At 74.9% G+C, this 11,380-nt stretch carries 11 protein-coding genes; 4 read left to right on the top strand and 7 right to left on the bottom strand.

Going from position 1 to position 11,380, the window contains the following annotated elements; genetic code table 11:
- Positions 1–73 precede the first annotated feature (73 nt).
- Complete coding sequence (locus ACFC1T_RS05005; RefSeq protein ID WP_375883678.1) at positions 74–547, top strand: hypothetical protein; 474 nt, start codon at positions 74–76, stop codon at positions 545–547.
- Between the two features lie 109 nt (positions 548–656).
- On the opposite strand, the gene ACFC1T_RS05000 is transcribed toward ACFC1T_RS05005, so the two are convergent.
- The 7 genes from ACFC1T_RS05000 to ACFC1T_RS04970 form a co-directional block, all read right to left on the bottom strand.
- Positions 657–2,654, bottom strand: coding sequence for an Ig domain-containing protein (locus ACFC1T_RS05000; RefSeq protein WP_375883675.1), 1,998 nt, complete (start codon positions 2,652–2,654; stop codon positions 657–659).
- A gap of 298 nt (positions 2,655–2,952) precedes the next feature.
- The gene (locus tag ACFC1T_RS04995; protein ID WP_375883673.1) at positions 2,953–3,558 is read right to left on the bottom strand and encodes a hypothetical protein; all 606 of its coding nucleotides are present in this window, start codon (positions 3,556–3,558) and stop codon (positions 2,953–2,955) included.
- Positions 3,559–3,729: 171 nt separating this feature from the next.
- Complete coding sequence (locus tag ACFC1T_RS04990; RefSeq protein ID WP_375883671.1) at positions 3,730–4,185, bottom strand: hypothetical protein; 456 nt, start codon at positions 4,183–4,185, stop codon at positions 3,730–3,732.
- A 122-nt stretch (positions 4,186–4,307) separates the two neighbouring features.
- Positions 4,308–5,642, bottom strand: a complete 1,335-nt coding sequence (locus tag ACFC1T_RS04985; RefSeq protein WP_375883669.1) for a nitrate/nitrite transporter — start codon at positions 5,640–5,642, stop codon at positions 4,308–4,310.
- Positions 5,639–6,010, bottom strand: coding sequence for a nitrite reductase small subunit NirD (nirD, locus tag ACFC1T_RS04980; RefSeq protein ID WP_375883666.1), 372 nt, complete (start codon positions 6,008–6,010; stop codon positions 5,639–5,641). The genes ACFC1T_RS04985 and nirD overlap by 4 nt, the downstream gene beginning before the upstream one ends.
- A complete protein-coding gene (gene nirB, locus ACFC1T_RS04975; RefSeq protein ID WP_375883663.1) occupies positions 6,007–8,595 on the bottom strand; it encodes a nitrite reductase large subunit NirB in 2,589 nt (862 codons plus the stop codon). The genes nirD and nirB overlap by 4 nt, the downstream gene beginning before the upstream one ends.
- Positions 8,596–8,608: 13 nt before the next feature.
- The gene (locus ACFC1T_RS04970) at positions 8,609–8,758 is read right to left on the bottom strand and encodes a hypothetical protein (RefSeq protein ID WP_375883660.1); all 150 of its coding nucleotides are present in this window, start codon (positions 8,756–8,758) and stop codon (positions 8,609–8,611) included.
- A gap of 120 nt (positions 8,759–8,878) precedes the next feature.
- On the opposite strand from ACFC1T_RS04970, the gene ACFC1T_RS04965 reads away from it, so the two are divergent.
- The 3 genes from ACFC1T_RS04965 to ACFC1T_RS04955 all read left to right on the top strand — a co-directional run bounded on the left by ACFC1T_RS04965 (position 8,879) and on the right by ACFC1T_RS04955 (position 11,370).
- On the top strand, positions 8,879–10,039 hold the full coding sequence (locus ACFC1T_RS04965; RefSeq protein ID WP_375883658.1) for a uroporphyrinogen-III synthase: 1,161 nt from the start codon (positions 8,879–8,881) through the stop codon (positions 10,037–10,039).
- A complete protein-coding gene (locus ACFC1T_RS04960; protein ID WP_375883656.1) occupies positions 10,039–10,743 on the top strand; it encodes a sirohydrochlorin chelatase in 705 nt (234 codons plus the stop codon). The genes ACFC1T_RS04965 and ACFC1T_RS04960 overlap by 1 nt, the downstream gene beginning before the upstream one ends.
- 171 nt (positions 10,744–10,914) lie before the next feature.
- A complete protein-coding gene (locus tag ACFC1T_RS04955; protein WP_375883654.1) occupies positions 10,915–11,370 on the top strand; it encodes an SLATT domain-containing protein in 456 nt (151 codons plus the stop codon).
- The last annotated feature ends 10 nt before the right edge of the window (positions 11,371–11,380 follow it).

Raw genomic sequence — 11,380 nt, 5'->3', positions numbered from 1 at the left:
CGCCGTTGTACGGAAGGTGATCCGCCGCGCCCGCCCCCGCCCTCCGCACCCCCCGCCGAGGAAGAGGTACCCCATGACGACGTCCAGGCTCCTCCCGCACCCCCGCGAGGCGGCCGTCCTGGCCGCCGTCCTCGGGCTGCTCGTCCTGGAGGAGATCGCCCTCGGCCTCGCCGAGGAGGAGGGCCGCCCCGTCATCGGCGCCGTCCTGATCGGCGCCTCCTGTTCCGGCCTGCTGGTCGTCGGCGCGGTCCTGTTCAGCCGCTGGCTCGAAGCCCGCCGCCCGCTCCCGCTCCCCCCGCCCGGCCCGAACGGGCGCGAGTACAGCGCCTGGGCGCTCGAAGGCTTCCCGATGGAGGCCGTGCGCCCCCTGCTGCTCGCCGAACACGCCCCGCAGCTCGGCCAGTTGTACTCCGCCTGGATGCTCGCCCGGGCCGGCCGCACCGCCCCCTGGATCGCCCGCCGGCTGGGACTGCCGGTCGAGGCCGTCCAGTTGCTGGTCGACGCCGCCCGCAGCCACACCGCATCGCCGCCGCTGCCGGGGGCCTGAGGGCCGACGGCAGCGGCGACGGGTGCCTGAAACAGCGAACGAAGCCCCGGCACCGCAACACGCGGTACCGGGGCGGACGTTCGGGAGCGGGATCAGTTCGGCTGCGGGATCAGCTCTCCCGGCCCGAGGCGTCGTCGATCAGGAACGCGGTGGTCGGGCTCGTCCCGGACTCGTGGGAGACCAGCTTGAGGCCGATGGTGGTCCCCCAGCCGACCTGGCCGATCACCGAGGAGAGGTCCACCGACTGGTACTGGTAGCCGTTGGTCGGGTTCCGGCTGCTCCAGCTCTTCACCGTGCCGAGCGGCTGGCCGGTGTACTGGTCGACCGCCACCAGCGACAGGGTGTCGGGCGCCGTGGCGGAGGTGTTGCTCGTCTCCACGTCCAGCCAGAAGGAGAAGCTCGCCTGCCCGTAGCCCGGATAGGTGTTCAGGTAGGTGGTGATCGAGTCGTCCGTCCCGGTGTTCTGGCCCAGCCAGGCGTACCAGGAGCCGGAGTGCGGCGCGTGCAGGCTGGACGGGGTGACGATGTTGTACCCCGACGGGCTCCAGGCGTCCGTCATCACGGTGTGGTCGACGTCCGCCGAGCCGTTCTCGAACCCGGCGTCGGTGAGCTGCTCGATCGATCCGCAGCCGGACCCGCCGGCGGCGCTGACGTTCTCCCAGAAGCCGGTGGACGCCGCCTTGCCCGCCGCGTCCGTCGCCGTCACGTTGATCCGCTGGTAGCCGCTGGTCGCGGCGGCGGTGCCGGAGATCACCCCGCTGTGCGGGTCGATGGCCAGCCCCTGGGGGAGCCCGGTGGCGCTGTAGGTGAGGGCCGAGCCGGTGCCGGAGACGCCCACCGCCGGGATGGACAGCGGGTGGCCGGCCGGGTCCGTACGGTCGCACATGGTGCTCACCGAGACCGGCGGGGAGGACACGATCGGGTCCGAGGCCGCGCACAGGTGGTCGGCGTTGGACCACAGCGTCTGCAGCGGGAAGCTGCCCGTCGCCAGGTCCTCGAAGAACAGCCCGCCGTTGGCGCCCTTCGGGATCCAGGCGCACTTGTCACCGATCTCCTGACCGGTGGCGTCCGTCCAGCCGCCCGGGGTGTTCGGGTCGCTCACCGTCTCCGCGTACTCGTGGCCGCCGATGATCCCGTAGCCGTCCAGCCGCCCCCGCGGGGTGTTCTCGCCGAACCAGTTGGTGCCGCAGCCGGCCACGTCCGTCAGGTACGGCATGTTGGTGTAGGCGAGCTGGCCGTACGGGGAGCGCTGGAAGTCGTGCCAGGCGCAGTAGCCCAGCTCCTTCCACTTGTCCGGGTCGGTGCCCTGCGGCGAGTCGATGACGTACTGCACGTTGCGGTTCTGCGCCTCGGTCAGGTTGCCGAAGTGCTTGGCCGCGGCCAGCGCCTCCGCCCCGAGCTGCGGCTCGGTCGCCGCCTGCGGCGCGGGCGCGGCGTTGTCCACCCAGACGCCCGCCAGCACGCTGCCCTGCTGCGGGTACGGGATGTGGGCGGAACCGGCCGGGCACTGCACGGAGCCCGCGGCGACGCCCTCGCAGTACTGGGTCAGCACGGCGCTCCAGCCGTCGCCCTGGCTGCCCAGGCCCTTGAAGAAGTCCTGCTGGTACGGCGCGGCCTGGTCCGGGTCGCCGGTCGCCACGGTGTCACCGGCCGCGTTCGTCGACGGGGTGCCCCACTGGGAACCCCACAGCACCAGGTACACCTTGGGCGCGCCGATCACCACACCGGTCGACTCCTGGCCGCCCTTGTAGGTGACCTGGAGGTCGTACTCGTTGGCGACGTTGCCGTCGCCGTCCTTGCCGCCGGTGCCCGGGTCGGCGCCGTCCACCAGCTGCGGCGCCTTCGTCGTGGTGCCCACCGGGCCGGCCTTCGCGGCCCCGACCCGGCGCGGGCCGGACTTCTTCGGGGCGGCGGCCTGCTCCGCCTTCGGGGTGCCGGGCCGGGCCTCGACGGTGGCGGCCCGCTGCGCGTGGGAGTCGGCCATCGCGGACAGCGGACTGCTGAGCGCGGCACCGGCCATGGCGGCGGCGAGGGCCACCAGGGCGGTCCGCGGGGCGCGCACCGGGCGGCGGGCGCCACTGGGCGTGCGGGATCGGAATCTGAACACGGGTCGGGTTCCGTCTCTCGTGACGTGGGGGGAGGGCGGGACGCACACGCGGTCCGGGCGGACGGGGAAGGGGCCTCACTCCGGGCCGAGCGCTGTGCAATGCGCCATATGATATTTCACTGATGGTCGCGCACAAGGCCTCCCACCCGGCGCCCGACAGCGGCACCCCCGGGGCCCGACGCGCCCACACCGCACCCCACCAGGGCCGATCACCCCGCCACGGCGGCGCGGACAACTCCCCCGGCGGGCCCGGATTTTAACTCCCCCTTACCAGGCCCCACCAGGGCCTTGGCATTCCTCAGACCGGACGCCCCGCATGCGCCTGGGTCACCAGGAACGGCACCAGCCCACGCTCCGTCAGCGCCGCCCGCCACGCGTCCCGCGCCACCACCAGCTCCCCGGCCCCGCCCACGGCCTCCCCGCTCCCCGCCGACCGCGACGCCGCCCCCAACAACCCCAGACCGCCCACCAGCAGGCACACCGCCCCGATCCCCCCGGCCACCCAGCCGGCCCCCACCAGCGCCCGCCCCAACGCCTCGGCGTCGTCCGACAGCCCCAGCACGTAGCCGAGCACCAGCAACACCCCGGCGGCGACGACGGCGATGATCGGCACGATCACCCCCAGCACCCCCCACCACCCGGAAGCCCGCCCCCGCCCCGGCACGTCCACCGGCAACCGCGCCACGGCGTCGGCATCCGCCCGCAACGCCGCGTACCGCTCGTACTCCGGCGCGGCGGCGGCCAGCACGTACTCCGCGTTCTCCCGCGCCACCCGCCGCAACCGGTCCACCTCACCCCCCACCCCCTGCAACGCCGCCCGCACCTGAGGCGCCGCCAACGCCCTGCCCAACTCCGTCTCGAAGTCGGCCCGATCCTGCTGCGGCAGCCGAAGCGGCCTGTCCATGCCGTGCCCCTCTCGCGTAGTTCTACAGAACTGTAGAACATGGGGGCGCGCAGCAGCAGTCCTGTTCAGGGGTGGGATTCAGCACTCAGCGGGGCTCGGCCAACGGCCCCCGGGCCTGGCGCCCTGACACGGCGCCAGGCCCGGGGGCCACCGCGAACGGTGATTCCGTGCTCAGCCGACGGCGAGCTTCACCTGGCGGGAGTCGGCGGCGGCGGACGGGGTGGTGCCGATGTTGGAGACGGTGGCGATGGCGACGGCGTCCGCGCCGGGGATCCAGTTGACGGTCTTGGACTGGACGAGCAGCTGCCGCTGCTGGACGGTGCCGTCGCAGACGATGTCGGTGTCCGGGGTCCGGCTGGAGCCGAAGGCCTTGGAGGAGGAGTCCTCCGGGTCCTGCTGTTCGACCGAGACGGTGAGCGAGCGGGCCCCGTCGGCGACCGAGCACAGGTAGCTGACGTTCACCCGGGCCTTGCTGGGGATCTTCGGGTCGATCACGACGTCACCGAGGGTGACGGCGATGGCGGGCGCATCGTCGGCCGGGGCCGCCGTCGGGGCGGCGGCGTGGGCCGGGGCGGCGAGGCCGGTGAGGGCCGAGGTCAGTACCGTCAGGACGATCCACCGCTGCACTGCAACCTCCGAGGATGTGGGGCGTGGTGCGGCCGACGCTAACCGCCGCTCCGCCCGCCCGCGCGCCGGGTCGTCCGATCGTCGTACGAACGACCTCGTGACGACCCGGCAGCAGCACGGCGTCACCGTCGCGGCCGCAGCCACACCGCCCAGGTCAGCGCCGAGCACAGCAGGTACGCCACCAGGAACCCGAGGTACGCGGCGTCCCCGTTGTGGCTGGCCAGGAAGGACTGCCGGAAGGCCAGGTTCACCAGCACCCCGCCGAAGGCCCCCACCGCGCCCGCCAGGCCGATCAGCGCCGCCGTCCGCCGCCGGGAGTCGGCCTCGGCGGCGGCCGGGTCGGCGCCGGCCGCGACCGCCGTCCGGGCGAGGCCCTGGTAGTGCGCCGGGATCATCTTGTAGGTGGACCCGTTGCCGATCCCGCTGAGCACGAAGAGCGCGATGAACCCGCCGAGGAAGAGCGGCAGCGAGCCGGCCCGGGAGGCGAGCAGCACGACCGCCGTGCCGGCGCCCATGGCGGCGAAGGTCGCCAGCGTGACCCTGGCCCCGCCGTACCGGTCGGCGAGGCGTCCGCCGACGGGCCGCAGCAGGGAGCCGAGCAGCGGTCCGAGGAAGGTGAGGGCGGCGGCCTTGACCGGGGTGTCGAAGCGGTCGTGGAACTGGACCTGGAGCACCTGCCCGAAGGCGAAGCCGAAGCCGATGAAGGAGCCGAAGGTGCCGATGTAGAGGGTGGAGACCGCCCAGCCGTAGGGGTCGCGGGCGACCTCCCGCAGCGCCCGCCCTTCTCCCCTGGGCGCCTTCGGCAGGTTGTCCATCCGCCACTGGGCCCCGGCCGCCGCGAGCACGATCAGCGGCAGGTAGAGCAGCGGCAGCAGCCGGGGGTGGGCGGCGCCGGCGGTGGCCAGCACGAGCAGCCCGAGCAACTGGACGGCGGGGACGCCGAGGTTGCCGCCGCCCGCGTTGATCCCGAGGGCCCAGCCCTTGAGCCGGTGCGGGTAGAAGGCGTTGATGTTGGCCATCGAGGAGGCGAAGTTGCCGCCGCCGACGCCGGCCGTGCAGGCGACGGCGAGCAGGGTGCCGTAGGAGACGCCGGGTTCCAGCACCAGGGCGGCGAGGGCCGTCGGCACGAGCAGCAGCAGGGCGCTGACCACCGTCCAGGTGCGGCCGCCGAAGCGGGCGACGGCGAAGGTGTACGGCAGCCGGAGCAGGGCGCCGAGCGCGGTGGGCAGCGCGGTGAGGGTGAACTTGCCCGCGGTGTCGATGTGGTACTCGGGCCCGAGGAAGAGCACCAGCACGGACCACAGGCTCCACACCGAGAAGCCGATGTGCTCGGAGAGGACGGAGAAGACCAGGTTGCGCCGGGCGATCCGGGCGCCGCCGCGGGCCCACATCTCCTCGTCCTCCGGGTCCCAACCGGCCAGCGGGGCGGGGGTTCTGGACTCCACGACGGTGGTCATGCCGCGGCCTCCACGGGGAGCACCCGGACCGGCCAGCGGCGCAGCACCGCGGGTGCGCCGTCGGGCGCGGTGTCCTCGTCCAGGCAGCGGCCGTCGGTGAGGTCGTACACCTGCTTGTACATCGGCGAGGTGAGGGTGGGCCGGTCGCCGCGGCTGCCGAGCAGGCCGCGGGAGAGGACGGGGGCGCCGCTGAACGGGTCGAGGTTGTCGACGGCGTACAACTCGCCGCCGCGGCTGCGGAACAGGGCGACCTGCTGGGCGACCTGCCCGGCCTCGGGGAGCAGCACGGCGACGCCGCGGCCGGGTTGGAGGTCGGTGAGGGCGCAGACGGTCTGCCAGTGGTTGCCGTCGTGGATCTGTACGGTCACGGGGTGAGCACCTCCAGTCGGGCCCCGGCGACGAGCACCGGGGAGTTGAGGGTGCGGCCGGCCTCGCCGGGGCGGGCGGGGCGGATCTGGCCGCGTTCGGGAACGAAGGTAACGGCGGGGTCGGGGGTGCCGGGAGCGTTGACAAAGGAGGAGAACCGCCGCAGCCGCTCGGGGTCGGCCAGGGTTTCGGCCCATTCGTCGCGGTAGCCGCTGATGTGACGGACCGTCAGTTCGTCGAGCTCGGCGGCGATGCCGAGCGAGTCGTCCAGGACGACGGCCCGCAGGTGGTCGAGTCCGCCCTCCAGGCGCTCCAGCCAGACCGAGGTGCGTTCCAGGCGGTCGGCGGTGCGGATGTAGAACATCAGGAAGCGGTCGATGGTGCGGATGAGGGTCTCGCGGTCGAGGTCGGCGGCGAGCAGGTCGGCGTGCCGGGGGGTGGTGCCGCCGTTGCCGCCGACGTAGAGGTTCCAGCCGGCCGAGGTGGCGATGACGCCGAAGTCCTTGCTCTGCGCCTCCGCGCACTCGCGGGCGCAGCCGGAGACGGCGGCCTTGAGCTTGTGCGGGGAGCGCAACCCCCGGTAGCGGAGCTCCAGTTCGATGGCGAGGGTGGTGGAGTCCTGGACGCCGAAGCGGCACCAGGTCTCGCCGACGCAGGACTTCACGGTGCGCAGCGACTTGCCGTAGGCGTGCCCGGACTCGAAGCCCGCGTCGACCAGCTTGCGCCAGATGACGGGGAGTTCGTCGACGGTGGCGCCGAACATGTCGATCCGCTGGCCGCCGGTGATCTTGGTGTAGAGGCCGTGGTCGCGGGCGATCTCGCCGATCGCGATCAGGCCCTCGGGGGTGATCTCGCCGCCGGGCACCCGGGGGACCACCGAGTAGGAGCCGTTGCGCTGGAGGTTGGCGAGGAAGTGGTCGTTGGAGTCCTGGAGGGCGCCCTGTTCGCCGTCCAGGATGTGGCCGTTGCCGAGGCTGGCCAGAATGGAGGCGACGGTCGGCTTGCAGACGTCGCAGCCCTCGCCGCCGCTGCCGTACCCGGCGAGCAGGTCGGAGAAGCCGGTCAGTCCGGTGACCCGGACGATCTCGTACAACTCGGCACGGCTGTGGGCGAAGTGCTCGCACAGGCCCTGGACGGTGGCGACCCCGGCGGCGGCCAGTTCCTCGCTGACGACGGTGCCGAGCTGCTTGAGGCAGCTGCCGCAACCGGTCCCGGCCCGGGTGCACTTCTTGACGGCGGCGACGCCGTCGGCACCCTGGTCGCGGACGGCGGCCCGGACGGCGCCCTGGGTGACGTTGTGGCAGGAGCAGAGCACCGCGTCGTCGGGCAGGGCGAGCGGTCCGGCGGGGGCGAACCCGGCCGGCAGCACGAGCTGTTCGGGGGCGACGGTGAGCGGCTTCCCGGCGACGGCGAGCGGGCGCAGCGCGCCGTAGCCCTCGGTGTCGCCGACCAGGACGCCGCCGAGCAGGGCGCCGTCGGCGCCGATCACCAGCTTGCGGTAGACGCCGCTGCGGCCGTCGCTGTAGAGCACGTCGAGGGCGCCCTCGGCGCTGCCGTGCGGGTCGCCGAAGCTGGCGACGTCGACGCCGAGCAGTTTGAGCTTGGTGGAGGTGTCGGCGCCGGTGAATCCCGCACCCGGTTGCTCCGCGATCGTGCGGGCCGCCGTCTCGGCCATCTGGTAGCCGGGGGCGACCAGCCCGTACACCCGGCCGTCGGCGGCCTGGGCGCATTCGCCGATGGCGAGGACGGCCGGGTCCTCGGTGCGGCAGTGGGCGTCGACGACGATGCCGCCGCGCCCGCCGACGGGCAGGGCGCAGTCCCGGGCGAGCTGGTCGCGGGCGCGCACCCCGGCGGAGAAGACCACCAGGTCGGCGGCCAGTTCGCGGCCGTCGGAGAGGGCGAGGCCGCGGACCCGGCCGTCCGGGCCGGTCAGCACGGCGTCGGCGCCCGCGCCGGTGTGGACGGTGACGCCGAGGTCCTCGATCTTGCGGCGCAGCGCGGCGCCGCCCCCGTCGTCGACCTGGACGGCCATCAGCCGGGGCGCGAACTCGACCACGTGGGTGGCCAGTCCGCCGGCCCGCAGGGCGCCGGCCGCCTCCAGGCCGAGCAGGCCGCCGCCGACCACCACGCCGGTGGCGGCGCCGGCGGCACCGGCGCGGATCGCGTCGACGTCCTCGACGGTGCGGTAGACGTGGCAGCCGGGCGCGTCGGTGCCGGGGACGGGTGGCACGAAGGGCACCGAGCCGGTGGCCAGCACCAGGGCGTCGTACCGGAGTTCGGAGCCGGAGCGGGTGCGGACCAGTCGCGCCGCCCGGTCGATCGCGGTGACCGGGTCGCCGAGCCGCAGGTCGATGCCGTGGTCGGCGAGGAAGCCGGGCGGGCAGAGCGCGAGGTCCTCGGGGGCGCTGCCGGAGAACAGCGCGCTGAGGTGGACCCGGTCGTAGGCGGGCCGGGGCTCCTCGGCGAGCACGGTGACCCGCCAGCCGCGGGCGGCGGGCTGCTCGCTCCAGGCCTCCAGGAAACGCTGGCCGACCATGCCGTGGCCGACCAGCACGAGGTCCCGGACAGTGCCGTCGTCAAGGGTCATCGCGTGTCTCCAGTCATTGCGGTTCCTCGGGTGAGCAGGTGCAGGGGGTGTCGGTGGCTGCGGCGAGGGCGGCGGGGCTGGTCGACGCCATGCCGAGAACGGTCGCGGCCCGCTGTTTCGCGGCCGGGTCGCGGATGTTGCGGACGCGGTACGCCTCGCTCACGGCGCCCGGCCACCGGGGTGCACACCCGGACATCTCCCGTCATCGCAGCGGCACTTTCGCTTACCGGCGGGTGACGGGCGGGCAACGCCCCCGTAACACGTGCCGCGCAGGCTGACCGGCATGGCACCGAACCCCACCCCGCCGGGACCGGCAGCACCACCGGGGCCGCCGGCACCGCCCGGCCCGCTCACCGGCTTCACCGTCGGCGTCACCGCCGCACGCCGCCGCGAGGAGCTCACCGCCCTGCTCACCCGGCGCGGCGCCCAGGTGGTCGAGGCCCCGGTGCTGCGCATCCTGCCGCTCGCCGACGACCTCGCCCTGCGCGAGGCCACCGACCGCTGCCTCACCGCCCCGCTCGACTACGTGGTCGCCACCACCGGCGTCGGCTGGCGCGGCTGGATGAGCGCCGCCGAGGGCTGGGACCGGGGCGCCGCCCTCGCCGAGGCCTGCCGGGACGCGGTGGTGCTCAGCCGCGGCCCCAAGGCCACCGGGGCGGTCCGCGCCAGCGGGCTCGACGAGGGCTACTCCCCCGGCACCGAGGCCACCGGCGAACTGCTCACCTGGCTGCTGGCCCGCCCCCTCGCCGGGCGCCGGATCGCCGTCCAGGAGCACGGCGTCCGGCTGGACGCCTTCGCGGCGGCGCTGCGCGAGCGCGGCGCCGAGGTGATCTCCGTCCCCGTCTACCGCTGGGCGGCGCCCGAGGACCCGGGCGCAGTGCGCCGGCTGCTCGACCAGACCGTGCGCCGCCAGGTGCACGCGCTCACCTTCACCAGCGCCTCCGCGATCACCGCGCTGCTGGCCGCCGCCGAGGCCGAGGGCCTGTACGAGCCGCTGCTGGACGCCCTGCGCGCCGACGTGCTGCCGGTCTGCGTCGGCACCCTGTGCGCCCGGCCGCTCACCGACCTCGGCCTGCCCGCCGTCCACCCCGAGCGCGGCCGGCTCGGCTCCCTGGTCCGGCTGCTCGCCGACCTGCTGCCCGGCCGGGCCAGCCGCCGGATCGACCTCGCCGGGCGGGTGCTGACCCTCCAGGGCAACGCCGCCCTGGTCGACGGCGAGAGCCACTGGCTCAGCCCGCGCGGCGCCGCCGTGCTCCGAGCGCTGGCCGAACGCCCCGGCCGGGTGCTCAGCCGCGCCGACCTGCTGCGCGCCGCCTGGCCGGACGCGGCCGCCGACGAGCACGCCGTCGAGGCGGCGGTGGGCCGGCTGCGGGCCGCGCTCGGCCCGCACGCCGCCCTGATCCGCACCGTCCCCAAGCGCGGCTACCGGCTGGCGGCGGGCTGATGCCACCGGCGCTGCTCGCGGTCGGGCACGGCAGCCGCGACCGGGCGGCGGCCGCCTCGACCCGCGCCCTGCTGCGCCTGGTCCGCTCGCTCCGGCCCGAACTGACCGTCCACTGCTGCTTCCTGGACCTCGCCCGGCCCTCGCTCGCCGAGGCGCTGTCCCGGCTGCGCGGCACGGAGACGGTGCTGGTCCCGCTGCTGCTCGGCACCGGCTACCACGTCCGGGTCGACCTCCCGGAGACGATCGCCGCCGCCCGCCTCCCCCGCGCCCGGCTCGCCCGGGCCCTCGGCCCCCACCCGCTGCTCGCCGAGGCCCTCGCCGACCGCCTCACCGAGGCCGGCGCCCCGCCCGGGGCCCCCGTGGTGCTGGCCGGGGCCGGCTCCTCCGACCCCGCCGCCCTCGCCGACACCGAGCGGATGGCCCGGCTGCTCACCGCCCGGATCGGACGCCCGGTCACCCCCGCGCACCTGTCCGCCGCCGCCCCCACCCCGCAGCAGGCCGTCGCCGCCCTCCTCGCCGCCGGACACCCCGACGTCGCGCTGGCCGGCTACCTCCTCTCCCCCGGCTTCTTCGCCCGCCGCGCGGCCACCACGGCGGCCACCTGGACCACCGCCCCGTTGGGCGCCCACCCGGCCGTCGCCCGCCTCGTCCTGCACCGCTACGACCAGGCACTGGCGGCCACCGCCCTGCCCACGGCCGCCTGACCGGCCCGCGGGCCCCGGCTCCGGGCGTTCGGAGCGGCGGTGCACCGCCCTGCCGGATGCCCGGAGCAGGCCTCCGCTACCGTCGACCGGAAGCCCCGCGGAGGCGGGGACGGGCGGGAGCGGGCGAGAGGCACGGGTGGGGGCAGGGTGGATCCGAACAGTGGACCGGTCGTGGGTGTGGGGCTCACCCCGACGGAGACGTCCGCACTCCTGCTGGACAAGATCCGCCGGGGGCACGACTACGCCCGCCGGAGGAAGGAACGGTTCCGTCGGCGCGCTTCCGCGGTGAAGCTGCTGACGCTGGCACTGTCCGCCGCCTCCACCATCCTGCTGGGCCTGCACCGGTGGACGGACCTGGCGTTCGCGCTGGTGGCCCTGGTGACGGCGCTGGCGGCCGCCGAGCCGTTCTTCAACTGGCGCTCCCGGTGGGTGCTGATGGAGGAGGCGCAGTACCGCTTCCGGCGGCTCTCCGACGACCTGGAGTACCTGCTGGCGTCGACGACGGCCGACGGCCCGACCCGGCACCAGCTCGACGGCGTCTTCGGCAGGTACCAGGCGGTCTGGGACGACCTGAGCCGCACCTGGCTGGAACGGCGGCGCGAACCCGCGCCGCCGTCGACCCCTTAGTCGATCACCC

The organism is Kitasatospora sp. NPDC056076, from assembly GCF_042266305.1.
In the GTDB taxonomy this organism is placed as follows: domain Bacteria; phylum Actinomycetota; class Actinomycetes; order Streptomycetales; family Streptomycetaceae; genus Kitasatospora.
This window is presented reverse-complemented; position numbering and strand designations above follow the sequence as displayed.

Coding starts and splice junctions, on each gene's coding strand:
- ACFC1T_RS04965 (WP_375883658.1), top strand. CDS start 8,879: ATGGCACCGAACCCCACCCCGCCGGGACCGGCAGCACCACCGGGGCCG.
- nirB (WP_375883663.1), bottom strand. CDS start 8,595: ATGACCCTTGACGACGGCACTGTCCGGGACCTCGTGCTGGTCGGCCAC.
- ACFC1T_RS04995 (WP_375883673.1), bottom strand. CDS start 3,558: ATGGACAGGCCGCTTCGGCTGCCGCAGCAGGATCGGGCCGACTTCGAG.
- ACFC1T_RS04985 (WP_375883669.1), bottom strand. CDS start 5,642: ATGACCACCGTCGTGGAGTCCAGAACCCCCGCCCCGCTGGCCGGTTGG.
- ACFC1T_RS05005 (WP_375883678.1), top strand. CDS start 74: ATGACGACGTCCAGGCTCCTCCCGCACCCCCGCGAGGCGGCCGTCCTG.
- ACFC1T_RS04960 (WP_375883656.1), top strand. CDS start 10,039: ATGCCACCGGCGCTGCTCGCGGTCGGGCACGGCAGCCGCGACCGGGCG.